The sequence below is a fragment of the Rhizorhabdus sp. GW822-FHT03C02 genome, from assembly GCF_058801765.1.
Map to the genome: position 1 here is coordinate 345,057 of NZ_JBXANN010000002.1, position 15,578 is coordinate 360,634.

The window sequence follows — 15,578 nt, forward strand, 5'->3', positions numbered from 1 at the left end:
ATGTCGGGTGACAATGGCAGACAATCAGACAGCTTCAATAGGGCAATTGGCTCCCGATGCGGACGCGATCGAGGCGATCGCCCGCGCGACGATCGCGCGGCTGCCCGAACCGTTCGCGAAGCATCTCGACGGCGTCGTGCTGCGGATCGAGGAATGGGCCGAGGATGCGACCCTCGAGGAGATGGGGATCGAGAATGATCTCGAGCTGACCGGCCTCTATCGCGGGCGCCCGATCGGTGAGAAGTCGGTCGACCATTCGGGGGCGATGCCCGACATGATCGACCTCTACCGGGTGCCGATCCTGTTCGAATGGATCGAGACCGGGGTCGATCTCGAGGCGCTGGTATCGCATGTCGTCATCCACGAGATCGGCCATCATTTCGGCCTGTCCGACGCCGACATGCACGCGCTGGAGGATATGGTGCAGGAGCCGCAGGCTTGAGCGAAGCCGCCCGGCTGGCATTGCGCGACGTGGCCTGCCTGCGCGGCGGCCGGCTGCTGTTCGAGGCGATGAGCTTCGCGCTCGCACCCGGCGAGGCGGCGTTACTGACCGGTCCCAACGGCGCCGGCAAGTCGAGCGTGATGCGGATCGCGGCCGGGCTGCTGGTCCCGTCCGCGGGGGCGGTCGAGCAGGACGGCGGCATCGCCTTCGCCGGCGAGGCGGCGGCGCTCGACGTCCGGCAGACGCTCGCCGCTGCGCTGGGTTTCTGGGCGCGGCTCGACGGCGGCGATGTCGCGCGCGGGCTCGACGCGATGGGGATCGCCGGGCTCGCCGACGTGCCGGTGCGGATGCTGTCGACCGGCCAGCGCAAGCGCGCGGCGCTGGCGCGGGTGATCGCGGGGCGCGCGAAGATCTGGCTGCTCGACGAGCCCGGCAACGGCCTCGACGCCGCCTCGCTCGACCGGCTCGCGGCGGCGATGGCGGCGCACCGGCAGGCCGGCGGCATCGTGCTGGCCGCGACCCACCAGCCGCTGGGGCTCGGCGATGCGCGCGAGATCGGGCTGTGAGCGGCTGGGGCACCATCGTCTGGCGCGACGTGCGCGGCGCCTATCAGGGCGGCGGGACCTTCCTGCCGTTGGTCTTCTTCCTGCTGGTCGCGACCCTGTTCCCGTTCGCGGTCGGCCCCGATGGGCCGCTGCTGGCGAAGGTCGGCGGCGGCGCGCTGTGGATGGCGGCGCTGCTCGCCGCGCTGCTGCCGGTCGACCGGCTGATCGCGCCCGATGCCGAGGCGGGGGTGCTCGACCAATATGTCGTCCGCGGCCTCGCCGACGAGGGGGTCGCCGCCGCCAAGATCCTCGCCCACTGGCTGAGTTTCGGGCCGCCGCTGATGATCGCGGCGCTCCCCGCCGCGGCGCTGCTGCGGCTCGACGGTGCGGTGCTGCTGCGGCTCGAGATCGGCCTCGCCATCGGCACCCCGGCGCTGGCCGCACTCGGGCTGATGACCAGCGCGCTGACCCTCGGCCTGCGCGGCGCGGGCGCGCTCGCCGGACTGGTGATGCTGCCGCTCGCGGTGCCGCTGCTGATCTTCGGCGCCGGATCGCTCGGCGACCAGGGCATGGGCGCCTTGAAGCTGCTCGCGGCGGCGGCATTGCTGCTGACCGCGATGGCCCCGTTCGCCGCCGGCGCGGCGCTCAGGGCCGCACGCGATTAGCCCAAAAACGGCGCGACCACCTCGTCGGGGATCCGCTTCAGCCGGCCCGATGCCCGCTCGATCATCGCCCAGCTCGTCTTCGATTGCAGATGGACGACGCCGTCGCGGGTGAATTCGGCGTGGCGGTCGAAGCGCGCGCCGGTCGGGCGATCGGCGACCCAGGTGCGCGCGACCACGGTCTCGCCTTCCTTGAGCGGGCGCCGATAGTCGATCTCGTGGCGGCTCACGACCCACATATAGGCGGCGTGATGCTCGGGATCGGCGGCGGCGTACCAGTGCGCGACCGCGACGTCCTGCAGCCAGCGCACCCACACTGCATTGTTGACATGGCCGAGTTCGTCGATGTCCTCGGGCGCCGCGGTGAAGTTCATCTCGAACGAGGGTTTCATCGGATCATGCCATCTCGGTCAGCACGAAGGCATAGGCCTCGGCATCCTCGCGCAGGCTGTCGTAGCGCCCCGACTTGCCGCCATGCCCTGCGCCCATGTTGATCTTGAGCAGCAATATATTGTCGTCGGTCTTGGCGTGGCGCAGCGCCGCGACCCATTTCGCCGGCTCCCAATAGGTCACCCGCGGATCGTTGAGCCCGCCGGTGATCAGCATCGGCGGATAGGCCTTCGCCGCGACATTCTCATAGGGCGAATAGCTGTGGATCAGTTCGAACGCCGCCTTGTCGGTGATCGGGTTGCCCCATTCGGGCCATTCGCCCGGGGTCAGCGGCAGGCTCTCGTCCTGCATCGTGTTGAGCACGTCGACGAACGGCACGTCGGCGACCACCGCCCCCCACAGCTCGGGATCGGTGTTGGCAACCACCCCCATCAGCTCGCCGCCCGCCGATCCGCCGTTGATCGCGATGCTGCCGGCGCGGGTGAAGCCGGCGTCGATCAGGCCCTTCGCCGCATCGGAGAAATCGTGGAAGGTGTTCCAGCGCTGCTCGGCCTTGCCCTGGAGATACCAGTCATAGCCGAGATCGTCGCCGCCGCGGATATGCGCGATCGCATAGGCCCAGCCGCGATCGACCATCGACAGCCGCACCGTCGAGAAGCCCGGCGGGATCGCATGGCCATAGGCGCCATAGGCATAGAGGAACAGCTTGCCGCTGCCGTCCTTGGGGAAGGCCTTGCGGTAGACCACCGACACCGGAATCTGCTTGCCGTCGCGCGCGGTCACCATCAGCCGCTCGGTCGCATAGAGCGAGGGATCGTAGCCCGACGGGATCTCCTGGACCTTGAGGGTGGTCAGCGTCCGCGCGGCGGGGTCGTAATCATAGACCGTCTGTGGGGTGACCATCGACGCATAGCCGAGCCGATAGGCGGCCGGATCATATTCGGGATTGCTGCCGAGCGCGGCGGTATAGCTCGCCTCGGGAAAGGCGATGCGATGCTCGCTGCCGTCATAGGCGCGCAGCCTGATCTGATCGAGCCCATCGACCCGCTCGCTGATCGCCAGATGCTGCGCGAAGCTGGTCAGCCCGCGCAGATAGACATGGTCCGATCCGGCGATCACGGTTTCCCATTCGCCGGGTCGGGCCGGGTCGGCGACCGCGATCCGGAAATTGACATGATCGTCGTTGGTCAGGATCCACAATTTGCCGTGGGCGCTATCGACCGAATATTCGCGCTTCTCCCGGCGCGGCGCGATCAGGATCGGCGCGGCGAGCGGATCGGCGGCGGGCACCAGCCGGATTTCGCTGGTCTGATGGTCGTGGGTCGACAGGGCGATCCATTGGTCGTCCTGGGTCTTGCCGACCCCGACGTTGAAACCAATGTCGTCGACCTCCTCATAGAGGGTCGGGTCGCCGGCCGGATCGGTGCCGAGGACATGGAGCCGGGCGCGGTAGGTCCGCCAGTTCTCGTTGACTTCGGTATAGGCGATGCTCGCCGAATCGGCGCTCCACGCGACCGCGCCGTTGGTGATCGCGCTGACCGTCTCGATGTCGGTGTCGGTCGCGAGATCGCGGATCTTGAGCACGAAACGTTCGGAACCGTTGGTGTCGCTCGACCAGGCGGCGAGCTTGCCGTCGGGGCTGACGCTGAGCACCTGCAGCCGGAAATAGTCATGGCCCTCGGCCTCGGCGGGCTCGTCGAGCAGAACCCGGGGCTCGCCGCCTGCGACGGGCTTGCGGTACCAGATGCGATATTGGCCGCCCGGCTTGAACGCCCACCAGTACAGCCAGTCGCCGTCCTTCTGCGGGACGCTGGCATCGTCCTCCTTGAGGCGCCCCTTCATCTCGGCGAACAGCGTGTCGACCAGATCGGCGTGCGGCGCCATCGCCGCTTCGAAATAGCCATTTTCCTCGCGCAGATAGGCGAGCACGTCGGGCTCGTCGATCACCGGATATTTCTGGTCCTTGAGCCAGAAATAGGGGTCCTCGACGCTGATGCCGTGCCGCTCGTAGCTGTGGGGACGGCGCTCGGCGACGGGGGGACGGGCGGGAACAGGGGGCAGATTGTCTGGCACGGGGCGCTCCGGCTGGCGCGCGGGAACGCGCGCGCTTATCTTGGTGGCACAGAGATAGAAGGCGAGTCCGCGATGTCCACCTATGAAGATCGATTGAAGGCGCTGCGCGAGGAACTGGCCCGCCGCCGGCTCGACGGTTTCGTCGTGCCGCTGACCGACGAACATATGAGCGAATATGTCGGCGCCTATGCCCAGCGGCTCGCTTGGCTGACCGGCTTCCAGGGGTCGGCGGGGGCGGCGGTGGTGCTGCCGGCCGAGGCGGCGATCTTCGTCGACGGACGCTATACGCTGCAGGTGCGCGAGCAGGTCGACGGCCAGCATTGGTCCTATCAGTCGGTGCCGCAGACCAGCACCAGCGAATGGCTCGAGCGCAACGCCCCCGATGGCGGCCGCATCGGCTACGACCCGTGGCTCCACACCAAGGGCTGGGTGACCGCGGCGAAGAAGGCGCTCGCGGCCAAGGGCGCCGAGCTGGTCGCGGTCGACACCAACCCGATCGATGCGGTCTGGCCCGACAAGCCGGCGCCATCGCTGGCGCGGCTGGTGGTGCAGCCCGACACGCTGACCGGCAAGGGATCGGCGGCCAAGCGCGCCGAGATCGCCGACTGGCTCGAAAGCAAGGGCGCCGACGCCGCGGTGCTGTCCGCGCTCGATTCGATCGCCTGGGCCTTCAACATCCGCGGCGCCGATGTCGACCGGACCCCGGTCGCGCTGGCCTATGCGCTGGTCCATGCCGACGCCACCGCCGACCTCTATGTCGCCCCCGACAAGATCGACGATGCGGTGCGCCAGCATCTCGGCAACGGGGTACGTCTCCACGACCGCAAGGATTTCGAGCCGGCGCTGCGCGCGCTTTCGGGCAAGACCATCGCCGCCGATCCCGAGCGCGCGGTCGCGGCGATCTTCGAATCGCTCGAAAAGGGCGGTGCGACCCTGATCGAGACCCGCGATCCGGTGGTGCTGCCCAAGGCGATCAAGAACGAGACCGAGATCGCCGGTCACAAGGCCGCGCAGGCGCGCGACGGCGCCGCGCTCAGCCGCTTCCTCCACTGGCTGTCGGTCGAGGCGCCCAAGGGCGAACTCACCGAGCTGATCGCTTCCGACAAGCTCGAGGGCTTCCGCGCCGCGACCGGGCTGCTCAAGGACCTGTCGTTCGACACGATCTCGGGCGCCGGGCCCAATGGCGCGGTGGTCCATTACCGCGCGAGCGAGGAGACCAACCGGCCGCTGCTGCCGGGGTCGCTCTACCTCGTCGATTCGGGCGGGCAATATCAGGACGGCACCACCGACGTGACCCGCACCGTCGCGATCGGCACGCCCACCGCCGAGATGCGCGACCGCTATACGAGGGTGCTCAAGGGCCATGTCGCGATCGCGCGCGCGGTCTTCCCCAAGGGGACGCGCGGCGGCCAGCTCGACATCCTCGCGCGGCAATATCTGTGGGCGGCCGGGCTCGATTATGCCCATGGCACCGGCCACGGCGTCGGCAGCTATTTGTCGGTCCATGAAGGTCCGCAGCGGATCGCGACCTATGGTGGCGGCGACGAGCCGCTGGCGGCGGGGATGATCCTTTCGAACGAGCCCGGCTATTACAAGACCGGCGAATATGGGATCCGAATCGAGAATCTGATCCTGACCACCGCGCTTACGATCGAGGGCGCCGAGAAGCAGATGTTCGGATTCGAGACATTGACCTTCGCCCCCTATGAGCGCGCGCTGATCGACAAGGCGATGCTGACCGCCGACGAGATCGGGTGGATCGACGGCTATCATGCGCAGGTTTCCGCGATTGTCGGGCCGCAGCTCGACGGCGATGCGCTGGCCTGGCTCGGGACCGCAACCGCGCCGCTATGATCGCCGTATGTCCAGTTGATGAAGCGCCGCGCCGGGCTTAGGACTGACGGAACAAGTCAGGGTCAGGCGTTGTTCTTCCACGACGAGAAGAGAGGCGGCCGGCCCGGTGCAGGTCGCTCGTCAGGGGCGGGATCGGTCTGAATGCGGTTGGGGTGGCGTCATATTGTCGCTCGTGCACTGGTGGGGCCGGTGGCATGGGTCGCGCTGGGCGGAGCGGCGCCGCTCTGGACTCCGGCGGACGTCGATTCGCGCCTGCTTTCCGCGCACAATGCCGAACGCGCCCGTCTCGGCATTCCGCCGCTCAAATGGAACCCCAAGCTCGCCGCGCGCGCCGCGCAATGGGCCGAGGAACTCACCTCGATGGACGGCCTCGAACATGCCGAGGACGCCGATTATGACGACGGCCAGGAGGTCGAGGGCGAGAATCTGTGGCGCGGCACCAAGGGCTATTACACCCCCGAGCAGATGGTCGGGCTGTGGATCGACGAGCGCAAGATCTTCGTCAACGGCCCCTTCCCGAAGAATGCGACCAACGGCCGCTGGCGCGACGTCGGCCATTATACCCAGCTGATCTGGAAATCGACGACCGAGGTCGGCTGCGCGATCGCCGCGAGCAAGGAAGACGAAATCCTCGTCTGCCGCTATCTCGAAGGCGGCAACGTGATCGGCGAAAAGCCTTATTGATCCGGTGAGTCGCCCGGCGCGGGCCTGTCCTCGCCGGCATCGTCGCGTTCGCGGCTCTGGGCCTTGCGGCGGCGCAGATTGGCGCGGAGCTGCTGCGCGAGCCGTTCGGCGCGGGGATCGGGGGGTGTCGGGGTCGGGCCGGCCATGGCTTTGACTGGCAGCCTGTCGGCTTCGATGCAAGTTGCCTTGACGTGGCCCTTCGCATTGTCCATAGGGCCGCCACCCCGCAGCGCTCCGGCGCTCGCGGCGCCTGCAACATGCTGGCGATGCTGCCGTAGCTCAGTGGTAGAGCGCATCCTTGGTAAGGCTGAGGTCGTGAGTTCAATCCTCACCGGCAGCACCAGCATCTTTTCCGTCAAAATCTGATTTTCCCTGCGGGGACCCGGGCGGAAAAACGGGCATGTGCGGAATTCGGCATATATTCCGGCTTTTGCGATGCCCTGATCATGCCAGGGCAGCGCGATAGGCGGCGGGATCGGCGATGCCGAGGCGAGCGCGGGCGGCGGTGAGCGGTTCGGCGAGCAGCCGCTCATAATCCTCGCCGAGCAGCCAGGCCGCGCGGCGGCCGTGGCGATAGCCTTCCCAGATCGCCTTCACCACCTGGCGCGAACCCGCGCGCAGGCCGCGCACCGCGGCGCCCGCCGCGATCATCGCCCAGCCGAGCCCGCCGGTCTGGGCGTAGGAGAAGGCGGTCAGGCAGGCCTCGCCGAGCGGATCGTCGGCCTGATAGCCGGTGAGGATGTGCCAGATGTCATGGACGTCGCGGGTCCGCCGGCCGAACCAGGCATAAGGATGCTGCCCCTCGCGGCCGTCGTCGTCGCTGCGGCTCACCGCGGCGAGGCCCTGCGCCGAATAGCCGGTCGCCTGCAGGAAGGCGGCATATGCGGCGCCGACGCTGCCCGGCGCGAAGCCGCCGACGAAGACGGGATCGGACAGAAGCTCGGCCAGTTCGACCCCGCGGCAGGCGATGCGGCCGCCCTCGGAAGTGCGCAGCAGCCGGTCATAGCCGGTCCGCGCGGCGCCGGCGTTGAGCGCGCGCATGATCCGGAAGACCTGGGCGGTGTCGTCGGGGTTCGACAGCAGGCGGCCGAGCGCGGCGAAGGCCGCGCGCCAGTCCTTGCGGCCGGACAGGTCGATCGATGGCGAATAGCTGGTCATGGGTCGGTCCTCGATGACGGCCTTGCAGCCGCCGATGCCGACATTAATATGAGTGATGCTCACATTATCAAACTCGCATTCGCGGGGCGCGAAGGATGGCATGAAAGACCCTAAAGTTCAGAAGCTTATGCCCCGCAAGCCGCGCCAGCAGCGCGCGCAGGTCAAGGTCGAACTCATATTGGAGGCGGCGATGCGGCTGCTCGCCAAGGGCGGGCTGGCGGCGCTGACCACCAATGCCGTCGCCGAGACCGCGGGGGTGAGCATCGGCACCCTCTACCAATATTTCGCCAACAAGGAGGCGATCCTCGACGCGCTGGCCGAGCGCGAGACCGCCGAGCTGTCCGAACGCGTGCTCGCCGCGCTGACCGCGCCGGGCGACATCCCGCCCGACGCGCGGATCGCCGCCATCATCGCCGCGGTCGCGTCGGGCTATGGCGGGCGGCAGCAGGTCCACCGGCTGGTGATGGAGCATTCGCTGCATCGGGGCGCCGGCCGGCTCGGGCCGCTGCTCGAGCAGTTGGTGGCGTTCCTGACCGCGTACGGCCCGCCCGATGGCGAGGCGCGCGACCGGCCGTTCAGCCATGCCGAGGCCTTCGTGCTGACCAACGCCTTCGCCGGGGTGATGCGGGCGATGATCCTGGGCGAGGGCATGGCGGTGCCGGCGCAAGCGGAGATCGAAGACGCGCTGGCGCGGATGATCATCGCTTTCGCGCAGGGCTGAGCCCGCGGTGCTGACAGCGGCGCGTCGTCTCATTGCGTGAAAATAACAAACATGTGACGCCGGTCACATCGTTACGGTTGGTCACAATCTATCTGCCCGGGGCGGGCGTTCACCATTTTCGCCCTAGAAACAAAACAGCAGAAGGGAACGCAGGATGCGTCTTCATATCCTGGCCGCCACGGCCTTGACCGTCACCATCTTCGCGGCCGGCGCGGCATCCGCGCAGGAGAGCGACACCAACTGGACCGGTTTCTATGCCGGCGGTCAGATCGGCTATAATTTCACGCCGTCGAACAACAAGGAAGCGGTGTCGTTCGATCGCAACCTCGACGGCAACTTCGGCGATGCCTTCGCCAATTTCGCGCCGGGCTTCTGCGGCGGCACCCCGAAAGGCCGCACCCCGGCCGATGGCTGCAAGGACGACAAGAACGCCTTCACCTGGAAGCTCCATGGCGGCTACGACTATCAGTTCGAGGGATCGGGCATCGTCGTCGGCGGCGTGCTCGAGGCCGGCCGCGCCTATATCGCCCGCACCGTCACCGCCTACAGCACGACGCCCGCGGTCTACCGCATGGGCGCCAAGCTCAAGGAAACCGCCGGCCTGCGCGGCCGCGCCGGCTATGCGTTCGACACCGGCACGCTCGCTTTTCTGACCGGCGGCCTTGCCTATGGCCGGATCAACAACAGCTTCGCGACCTCGAACACCGTCAACACGGTGACCGTGCGCAACGCCAACAAGGATGGCTGGGGCTATAGCTATGGCGGCGGCGTCGAGCAGAAGATCGGCAAATTCTCGATCGGGCTGAACTATCTGTTCACCAGCCTCAAGAATGACGATTTCCGGGTTCGCCTGTCGGGCGGCGCGGTCGGTGGCCCGTTCACGGTGCAGAACACGTCGGGCACCGACTTCCGCCGCAGCTTCTCGAAGTTCGGCTATCACACGATCGCGACCAGCGCGAGCTATCGCTTCTGATCGATCGGGGAGGGGCGCGCGAGCGCTCCTCCCTTGTCCTGGCCTACTGCAGCGCGGCCTGCTCGGCTGGCACCGGGATGTCGAGCTTCTTCCTGGGCTTGAGCCAGGCATCGATCAGCACCGTCCACAGCGCATAGCCGCGATCGTTGAGGTGCAGCCGATCACCGCGAAAATATTGAAGATCGGGCAGGCCGGCCGGATCGAGCAGCACGCTGCCGACATCGATGAAGTCGTAGCTGGTCGAGCCCGCCTTCGCCCGCACCGCGCTGTTGATCGCCGCCATCACCGGCCACAGCTTCCAGCGGGCAGGGGTCGGCTTCAGCGACAGATAGGCGATCCGCGCGCCGGGCATGTCCTGGCGCAGCTTGGTCATCAGCGTCGCGACATTGGCGACCACCTGGTCGGCGGTCGCGCCGAGCTCGACGTCATTCTCGCCGACATAGACGATCACCGAGGCGGCATGGAGCCGGCCGACCAGCTGCGGATAATAATGGAGCACGTCGGTGGTGGTCGATCCGCCGAAGCCGCGGTTGATCGCGGCGGCCGTCGGGAAGCTCTGTGCGACGTTCCACAGGCGGATGCTCGAGCTGCCGATGAACAGGGTCGATCCCGTGATCGCGCCATCGGCCGCGTCGCGTGCGGTAAAGGCGGCGATCTCGCGGTCGAACGGTGAAATCGGAACCGGAAGCGGGGCCGCCAGCGCCGGCGGGGCCTTGCCGGGCGTGTTCAACGGCGCCGGCGCGGGCATCGCGGCGTGGAGCGGCGCCACGCCGGTCAGGGCGAACAGGGTGCCGAAGAGGTCTATAGTGCTGCGCCGCCGCATTGCGCGACCGCATATAGCATGATTCGGCCGATTCCGAAATCGCCGCGGCGCGTCACCGCTTGCCCTGTCCGGGCTTTCGCCGCAAAGACCCACTATGTCCGCCCGCACCCATGATCATGGCCAGCCGCACGCGCATGGCCGCCATGACGACCATGGCGCGCATGACCATGGGCATCATGACCACGCCGCCCATGACCATAAGCATGACGAGCACGGGCATGACGAGCATGGGCACGACCATGGCCATCACGGGCACGGGCATAGCCACGGCCATGGTGGCGGCCATGGTCACAGCCATGCGCCGGCGACCTTCGGACGCGCCTTCGCGGTCGGCATCACCCTCAACCTCGCCTTCGTCGTCGCCGAGGGTGCGGCGGGCTGGTTTGCCGACTCGGTCGCGCTGATCGCCGACGCGGGACATAATCTCTCCGACGTGCTCGGCCTGCTGATGGCGTGGGCGGCGATCACGCTGTCCAAGCGGCCGGCGTCGGTGCGCTACACTTATGGCCTGCGCGGATCGTCGATCCTGGCGGCACTGTTCAACGCGATCCTGCTGCTGATCGCCTGCGGCGCGATCACGCTCGGCGCGGTCGAGCGGCTGTTCGAGCCGGCGCCCGTCCAGGGCGGGCTGATGATGGCGGTCGCTACGGTCGGGATCGCGATCAACCTCGGCACCGCGCTGATGTTCATGCGCGGCAGCCATGACGACATCAACATCAAGGGGGCCTTCCTGCACATGGCCGCCGACGCCGCGGTCTCGGCCGGGGTGGTGATCGCCGGGCTGATCGTGCTCTATACCGGCCTGACCTGGGTCGACCCGGTGATCAGCCTGCTGATCGTCGGGGTGATCGTCGCCGGCACCTGGGGGCTGTTCCGCGACTCGCTGACGATGTCGCTCCAGGGCGTGCCCGGGCGGATCGACCCGGTCGCGGTCACCGCGCGGCTCGCCGGGCTGCCGGGGGTCGACGCGGTCCACCATCTCCATATCTGGCCGACCAGCACCACCGAGGTCGCGCTCACCGCGCATCTGCTGATGCCGGCGGGGGCGGCGGGCGACGATTTCCTGGTGTCGACGGCGGCGCTGATGCGTCAGGATTTCGGCATCGCCCACAGCACCTTCCAGGTCGAGCGCGGCATCTGTGCCGACGGTTCGCCGGTGGGGGCGCATGGTTCCGCCTGCCACTGACGGATCGGTGCATCCGGCGACCCGCAAGCCACTTAATCCTTGAGGCAGGCCAGGCCGCATGCGACACAGCCGCATCTGGGGAGCGTCTTGTCCATGTCATCGTCCGCCACGCGAAATCCGGCGCGGGTCCATCTGATCGCCGCCGCGCGGCCCAATTTCATGAAGGTCGCGCCGCTGTGGCATGCGCTGTCGGCCGCGCCCGACTTCACGCCGATCGTCGTCCATACCGGCCAGCATTATGATGCGGCGATGTCCGACGACATCTTCGCCGACCTGCGGCTGCCCGCGCCCGACCATCATCTCGGCATCGGATCGGGCACCCATGCCGAGCAGACCGGCCGGGTGATGATCGCCTATGAGAAGCTCGCGACCGAGGAGCGGCCCGACTGGCTGATCGTCGTCGGCGACGTCAATTCGACCGCGGCCTGCGCGATGGCGGCGGGCAAGCTGCGCATCCCGACGATCCACCTCGAAGCCGGCCTGCGCAGCCGCGACCGCGACATGCCCGAAGAGCTCAACCGGCTCGTCACCGACGTGCTTGCCGACGTGCTGTGGACCCCGTCGCCCGATGCCGACGCCAATCTGATCGCCGAGGGCATCCCGGCCGAGCGGATCACCCGGGTCGGCAATATCATGATGGACAGCTATGAGCTGGTCCGTCCGGCGATCGAGGCCGCCGATTATGCCGCCGAACTGGGCCATGCCAAGGGCGGCTATGGTGTCGTCACCCTCCACCGCCCGTCGAATGTCGACGTTCCCGAAAAGCTCGCCGAGCTGGTCGAGGCGCTGGTCGCGGTCCAGGCGCGGCTGCCGCTGATCTTCCCGGTCCATCCGCGCACCAACCAGCGGCTGGGCGAGGCCGGTCGCGCGAAGCTCGAGGCTGCCGGGGTCACCCTGGTCGGCCCCGCCGCCTACATCCGCTTCATGAGCCTGGTGTCGGGCGCGGCGGCGGTGATCACCGATTCGGGCGGCATCCAGGAAGAGACCACCTATCTCGGCATTCCCTGCCTGACCCTGCGCGACAACACCGAGCGGCCGATCACGATCAGCGAGGGCACCGCCCGGCTGGTCAAGGCGCCGGCGCTGCTTGCCGAGCTCGAGGATGCGCTCGCCCAGCCGAAGCAGGATCGCAAGCGTCCCGAATATTGGGATGGCGAGACCGCCGGACGCTGCGTCGAGGATCTGCGGCGGCGAACCTTCGGCTGAGGACGCCCGGCGACGGAAAGCCGATGGCGCGTCGCGGCTCGCTATTGACCGCGCGTGGCTCTACATATCGTGAATGCCCAAGCCTCCCATGCCTGGTCTGCCGACCCGCGAGCAGATCCTCGACTTCATCACCACATCGCCGACCCCGGCGGGCAAGCGCGAGATCGCGCGGGCCTTCGGGCTGCAGGGCAATGAGAAGATCCAGCTCAAGGCGCTGCTCAAGGACATGGCCGACGAAGGGCTGATCGACAGCGAACGCGGCCGCGCTTTCCACCAGATGGGTGGCATCCCCAAGGTCACGGTGGTGCGGGTCACCGACGTCACCGACGAGGGCGTGCCGCTGGCGGTGCCCGAGACCTGGCATGGCGAGGGCGCGCCGCCGCAGCTTCGCATCAAGGAACTGCGCGGGCGCAAGGGACCGGCGCTGGGCGTCGGCGACCGGCTGCTGGTGCGGACCGAAGAGGCCGGGCGCGGCTGGATCGCGCATCCGATGAAGAAGCTGGCGCGCGGCGAGGAGATGATCCTCGGCATCCTCCACCGCGACGGCGACCGGCTGTGGCTGCGACCGGTCGACAAGAAGGAACGGCGCGAGACGCTGGTGTCCGACGCCGGCGATGCCAGCGCGGGCGATCTGGTGCTCGCCGAAAAGGCGGGTCGGCCGCCGCGGATCACCGCGAAGGTGGTCGAGCGGCTCGGCGATCCATTCGCGCCGCGCAGCTTCAGCCTGGTCGCGATCCACAAGCTCGGCATTCCCGACGTCTTTCCCGAGGCCGCGCTCGAGGAGGCGGTGGTCGTGCCGCGGCTCGAACTGGGCGAGCATCGCGAGGATCTGCGCGACGTGCCGATCGTCGCGATCGATCCGGTCGATGCGCGCGACCATGACGATGCGATCTGGGCGGCGCCCGACGAGGACTCCGCCAATCCGGGCGGCTTCGTCGCGATCGTCGCGATCGCCGACGTGTCCTTCTATGTCCGCCCCGGATCGGCGATCGATCGCGAGGCGAAGAAGCGCGGCAACAGCGTCTATTTCCCCGATCGGGTGGTGCCGATGCTGCCCGAGGCGCTGTCGGCCGATATCTGCTCGCTCAAGCAGGGGCAGGATCGCGCCGCTCTGGTCTGCCATCTGACGATCAGCGCCGATGGGGTCATCAAGGACTGGCGCTTCACCCGCGCGGTGGTGCGGATCGCCGCCAATATCCCCTATGAGGATGCGCAGGCGGCGATCGACGGCAGGATCGATCACCCGCTGACCGACGTCGCGCTCAGGCCGCTCTGGGCCTGCTGGGCGGCGCTGGCCAAGGCGCGCGACAAGCGCGAGCCGCTCGACCTCGACCTGCCCGAGCGGCGGGTGGTGCTCGACGAGAAGGGGCGGATCATGTCGGTCGCGGCGCGCGAGCGGCTCGATGCGCACCGGCTGGTCGAGGATTATATGATCGCCGCCAATGTCGCGGCGGCCAAAGCGCTCGAAAAGAAGAAGGCGCCGGTGATGTACCGCGACCATGAGGCGCCGAGCCGCGAGAAGCTGGTCGCGCTCAAGGATTATCTCGCGACCTTCGACATCGAGTTCGCGCTCGGCCAGGTCGTCAAGCCGTCGACCTTCAACCATATCCTCGGCAAGGTCACCGACGACGCGATCCGGCCGCAGGTCATGGAGCAGGTGCTCAGGTCGCAGACCCAGGCCTATTATGCGCCGCAGAACACCGGCCATTTCGGGCTGGCGCTCGGCTCCTACGCCCATTTCACCAGTCCGATCCGGCGCTATGCCGATCTGCTCGTCCACCGCTCGCTGGTCGGCGCCTACAAGCTCGAGGCCGGCAAGCCGGTGCTCCATGGCGGCGGCCGCACCGATGGGATCGCCGCGACCACCGCGCTGACATCGGACGAGGCCGAGCGGATGACGGTGCTCGGCGAGGCGATCAGCCAGGCCGAACGCCGCGCGATGGAGGCCGAGCGCGACACGATCGACCGCTATGTCGCCGCCTATCTCAGCCAGCATGTCGGCGAGCTGATGGAAACCCGGATCACCGGGGTCCAGCCGTTCGGTTTCTTCGCGACGGTCGAGAGCATCGGCGGCGACGGACTGGTGCCGGTGTCGACGCTGGGCAGCGAATTTTTCCGCTATGACGAAAAGTCGCAGGCGCTGGTCGGCGAGACCAGCGGCGAAAGCTACCGGTCGGGCCAGCGGCTCAAGCTGCGGCTGGTCGAAGCGAGTCCGATCACCGGATCGCTGCGCTTCGAGCTGGAAAATGCCGAGGGCGGCCTGCCGAGGCCGCGCGGCGGCGGCAAGGACCGGCGCCCGCCGATGGGGCGGCGCGGCCGGCCGGCAAATATCCGGCACAGCAACCGGCGGCGATAGGCGACTGCAAGAACGGGGCCTTTCGGGGCTGCCGGCCTATCGGGGTAAGTCGATTGTAGATTCGGGGATGCGCCGGGCCGTCGGATCGGCAGAGCCGCCGGAGAGGCGTCAAAGTCGTTTTCCGAAGAAGGCGTGGATCGCTATAATTAGCTGGATCCCGCATTCGATGTCGCTCGTATATCCATCGCGCCATGTCGATCAATATCTCCGCTATCCCGCGCATTCCCATGTCGTGGGATCGGATGAAATATCGTGAAGGCGGCATCTATTGCCGATATATCGCCGGTGTGAAGAGAAGGCTATAAATTAATAGAATAATATAACCGCAGGCAGCGGAGATTTTAATGTTGCAAACATCGGAGGTCGTTGAATATCTGAAAGGAAGATAGAGTGTTTTGCGAATGGGTGAGTCGTTAAACGAGAAGTGGCGCCGGGATATTAAAAATATATCGCACCGAAGGCGGTTTTTATATATCCGTGTGGAAGCCGTTGGCGGACACTTTCC

General features: G+C 67.5%; 15 protein-coding genes and 1 tRNA gene. 11 read left to right on the forward strand and 5 right to left on the reverse strand.

All coding sequences use genetic code 11. The features are described from left to right. Nucleotides 1-13 precede the first annotated feature (13 nt). Genes AC1RM6_RS08750 through AC1RM6_RS08760 form a run of 3 tightly spaced genes read left to right on the forward strand, consistent with a single transcriptional unit; the run spans nucleotide 14 to nucleotide 1,652 of the window. The gene (locus tag AC1RM6_RS08750) at nucleotides 14-442 is read left to right on the forward strand and encodes a metallopeptidase family protein (protein ID WP_493100172.1); all 429 of its coding nucleotides are present in this window, start codon (nucleotides 14-16) and stop codon (nucleotides 440-442) included. Then, nucleotides 439-1,008, forward strand: coding sequence for a heme ABC exporter ATP-binding protein CcmA (gene ccmA / locus AC1RM6_RS08755; RefSeq protein ID WP_493100174.1), 570 nt, complete (start codon nucleotides 439-441; stop codon nucleotides 1,006-1,008). The genes AC1RM6_RS08750 and ccmA overlap by 4 nt, the downstream gene beginning before the upstream one ends. After that, entirely contained in the window at nucleotides 1,005-1,652 is a 648-nt protein-coding gene (locus AC1RM6_RS08760) for a heme exporter protein CcmB (protein WP_493100176.1), read from the forward strand. The genes ccmA and AC1RM6_RS08760 overlap by 4 nt, the downstream gene beginning before the upstream one ends. On the opposite strand, the gene AC1RM6_RS08765 is transcribed toward AC1RM6_RS08760, so the two are convergent. Both AC1RM6_RS08765 and AC1RM6_RS08770 read right to left on the reverse strand, forming a co-directional pair. Beyond that, nucleotides 1,649-2,041: an acyl-CoA thioesterase gene (locus AC1RM6_RS08765; RefSeq protein WP_493100178.1), complete on the reverse strand. Its 393-nt coding sequence runs from the start codon at nucleotides 2,039-2,041 to the stop codon at nucleotides 1,649-1,651. The two genes, AC1RM6_RS08760 and AC1RM6_RS08765, sit on opposite strands and share 4 nt — an antisense overlap. A gap of 4 nt (nucleotides 2,042-2,045) precedes the next feature. Then, complete coding sequence (locus AC1RM6_RS08770; RefSeq protein ID WP_493100180.1) at nucleotides 2,046-4,277, reverse strand: S9 family peptidase; 2,232 nt, start codon at nucleotides 4,275-4,277, stop codon at nucleotides 2,046-2,048. Here AC1RM6_RS08770 and AC1RM6_RS08775 point away from each other — a divergent pair. Next, nucleotides 4,185-5,966, forward strand: a complete 1,782-nt coding sequence (locus tag AC1RM6_RS08775; RefSeq protein WP_493100182.1) for an aminopeptidase P family protein — start codon at nucleotides 4,185-4,187, stop codon at nucleotides 5,964-5,966. The genes AC1RM6_RS08770 and AC1RM6_RS08775 overlap by 93 nt on opposite strands. 189 nt (nucleotides 5,967-6,155) lie before the next feature. Continuing rightward, complete coding sequence (locus AC1RM6_RS08780) at nucleotides 6,156-6,650, forward strand: CAP domain-containing protein (protein WP_493100184.1); 495 nt, start codon at nucleotides 6,156-6,158, stop codon at nucleotides 6,648-6,650. Here AC1RM6_RS08780 and AC1RM6_RS08785 read toward each other — a convergent pair. Continuing rightward, a complete protein-coding gene (locus AC1RM6_RS08785; protein ID WP_493100186.1) occupies nucleotides 6,644-6,862 on the reverse strand; it encodes a hypothetical protein in 219 nt (72 codons plus the stop codon). The genes AC1RM6_RS08780 and AC1RM6_RS08785 overlap by 7 nt on opposite strands. Before the next feature lie 56 nt (nucleotides 6,863-6,918). On the opposite strand from AC1RM6_RS08785, the gene AC1RM6_RS08790 reads away from it, so the two are divergent. Then, a tRNA-Thr gene (locus tag AC1RM6_RS08790) sits at nucleotides 6,919-6,993 on the forward strand. 101 nt (nucleotides 6,994-7,094) lie between these two features. On the opposite strand, the gene AC1RM6_RS08795 is transcribed toward AC1RM6_RS08790, so the two are convergent. Then, nucleotides 7,095-7,808, reverse strand: a complete 714-nt coding sequence (locus AC1RM6_RS08795; protein WP_493100188.1) for a Coq4 family protein — start codon at nucleotides 7,806-7,808, stop codon at nucleotides 7,095-7,097. Between the two features lie 127 nt (nucleotides 7,809-7,935). Between AC1RM6_RS08795 and AC1RM6_RS08800 the strand changes: the two genes are divergently transcribed. After that, complete coding sequence (locus AC1RM6_RS08800) at nucleotides 7,936-8,529, forward strand: TetR/AcrR family transcriptional regulator (protein ID WP_493100190.1); 594 nt, start codon at nucleotides 7,936-7,938, stop codon at nucleotides 8,527-8,529. Between the two features lie 154 nt (nucleotides 8,530-8,683). Further along, nucleotides 8,684-9,502 carry an outer membrane protein gene (locus tag AC1RM6_RS08805; RefSeq protein ID WP_493100192.1) on the forward strand — a complete coding sequence of 273 codons (819 nt, stop codon included), beginning with the start codon at nucleotides 8,684-8,686 and terminating at the stop codon, nucleotides 9,500-9,502. A gap of 43 nt (nucleotides 9,503-9,545) precedes the next feature. On the opposite strand, the gene AC1RM6_RS08810 is transcribed toward AC1RM6_RS08805, so the two are convergent. After that, nucleotides 9,546-10,325, reverse strand: coding sequence for a GDSL-type esterase/lipase family protein (locus AC1RM6_RS08810; protein ID WP_493100193.1), 780 nt, complete (start codon nucleotides 10,323-10,325; stop codon nucleotides 9,546-9,548). A gap of 94 nt (nucleotides 10,326-10,419) precedes the next feature. Here AC1RM6_RS08810 and AC1RM6_RS08815 point away from each other — a divergent pair, with 94 nt between their 5' ends. From AC1RM6_RS08815 to AC1RM6_RS08825, 3 genes are all read left to right on the forward strand, one after another. Continuing rightward, complete coding sequence (locus tag AC1RM6_RS08815; RefSeq protein WP_493100195.1) at nucleotides 10,420-11,511, forward strand: cation diffusion facilitator family transporter; 1,092 nt, start codon at nucleotides 10,420-10,422, stop codon at nucleotides 11,509-11,511. A gap of 93 nt (nucleotides 11,512-11,604) precedes the next feature. Next, nucleotides 11,605-12,717: a non-hydrolyzing UDP-N-acetylglucosamine 2-epimerase gene (gene wecB, locus AC1RM6_RS08820; protein WP_493100197.1), complete on the forward strand. Its 1,113-nt coding sequence runs from the start codon at nucleotides 11,605-11,607 to the stop codon at nucleotides 12,715-12,717. 88 nt (nucleotides 12,718-12,805) lie between these two features. Then, nucleotides 12,806-15,073 carry a ribonuclease R family protein gene (locus tag AC1RM6_RS08825; protein ID WP_493100199.1) on the forward strand — a complete coding sequence of 756 codons (2,268 nt, stop codon included), beginning with the start codon at nucleotides 12,806-12,808 and terminating at the stop codon, nucleotides 15,071-15,073. Nucleotides 15,074-15,578: the final 505 nt, after the last annotated feature.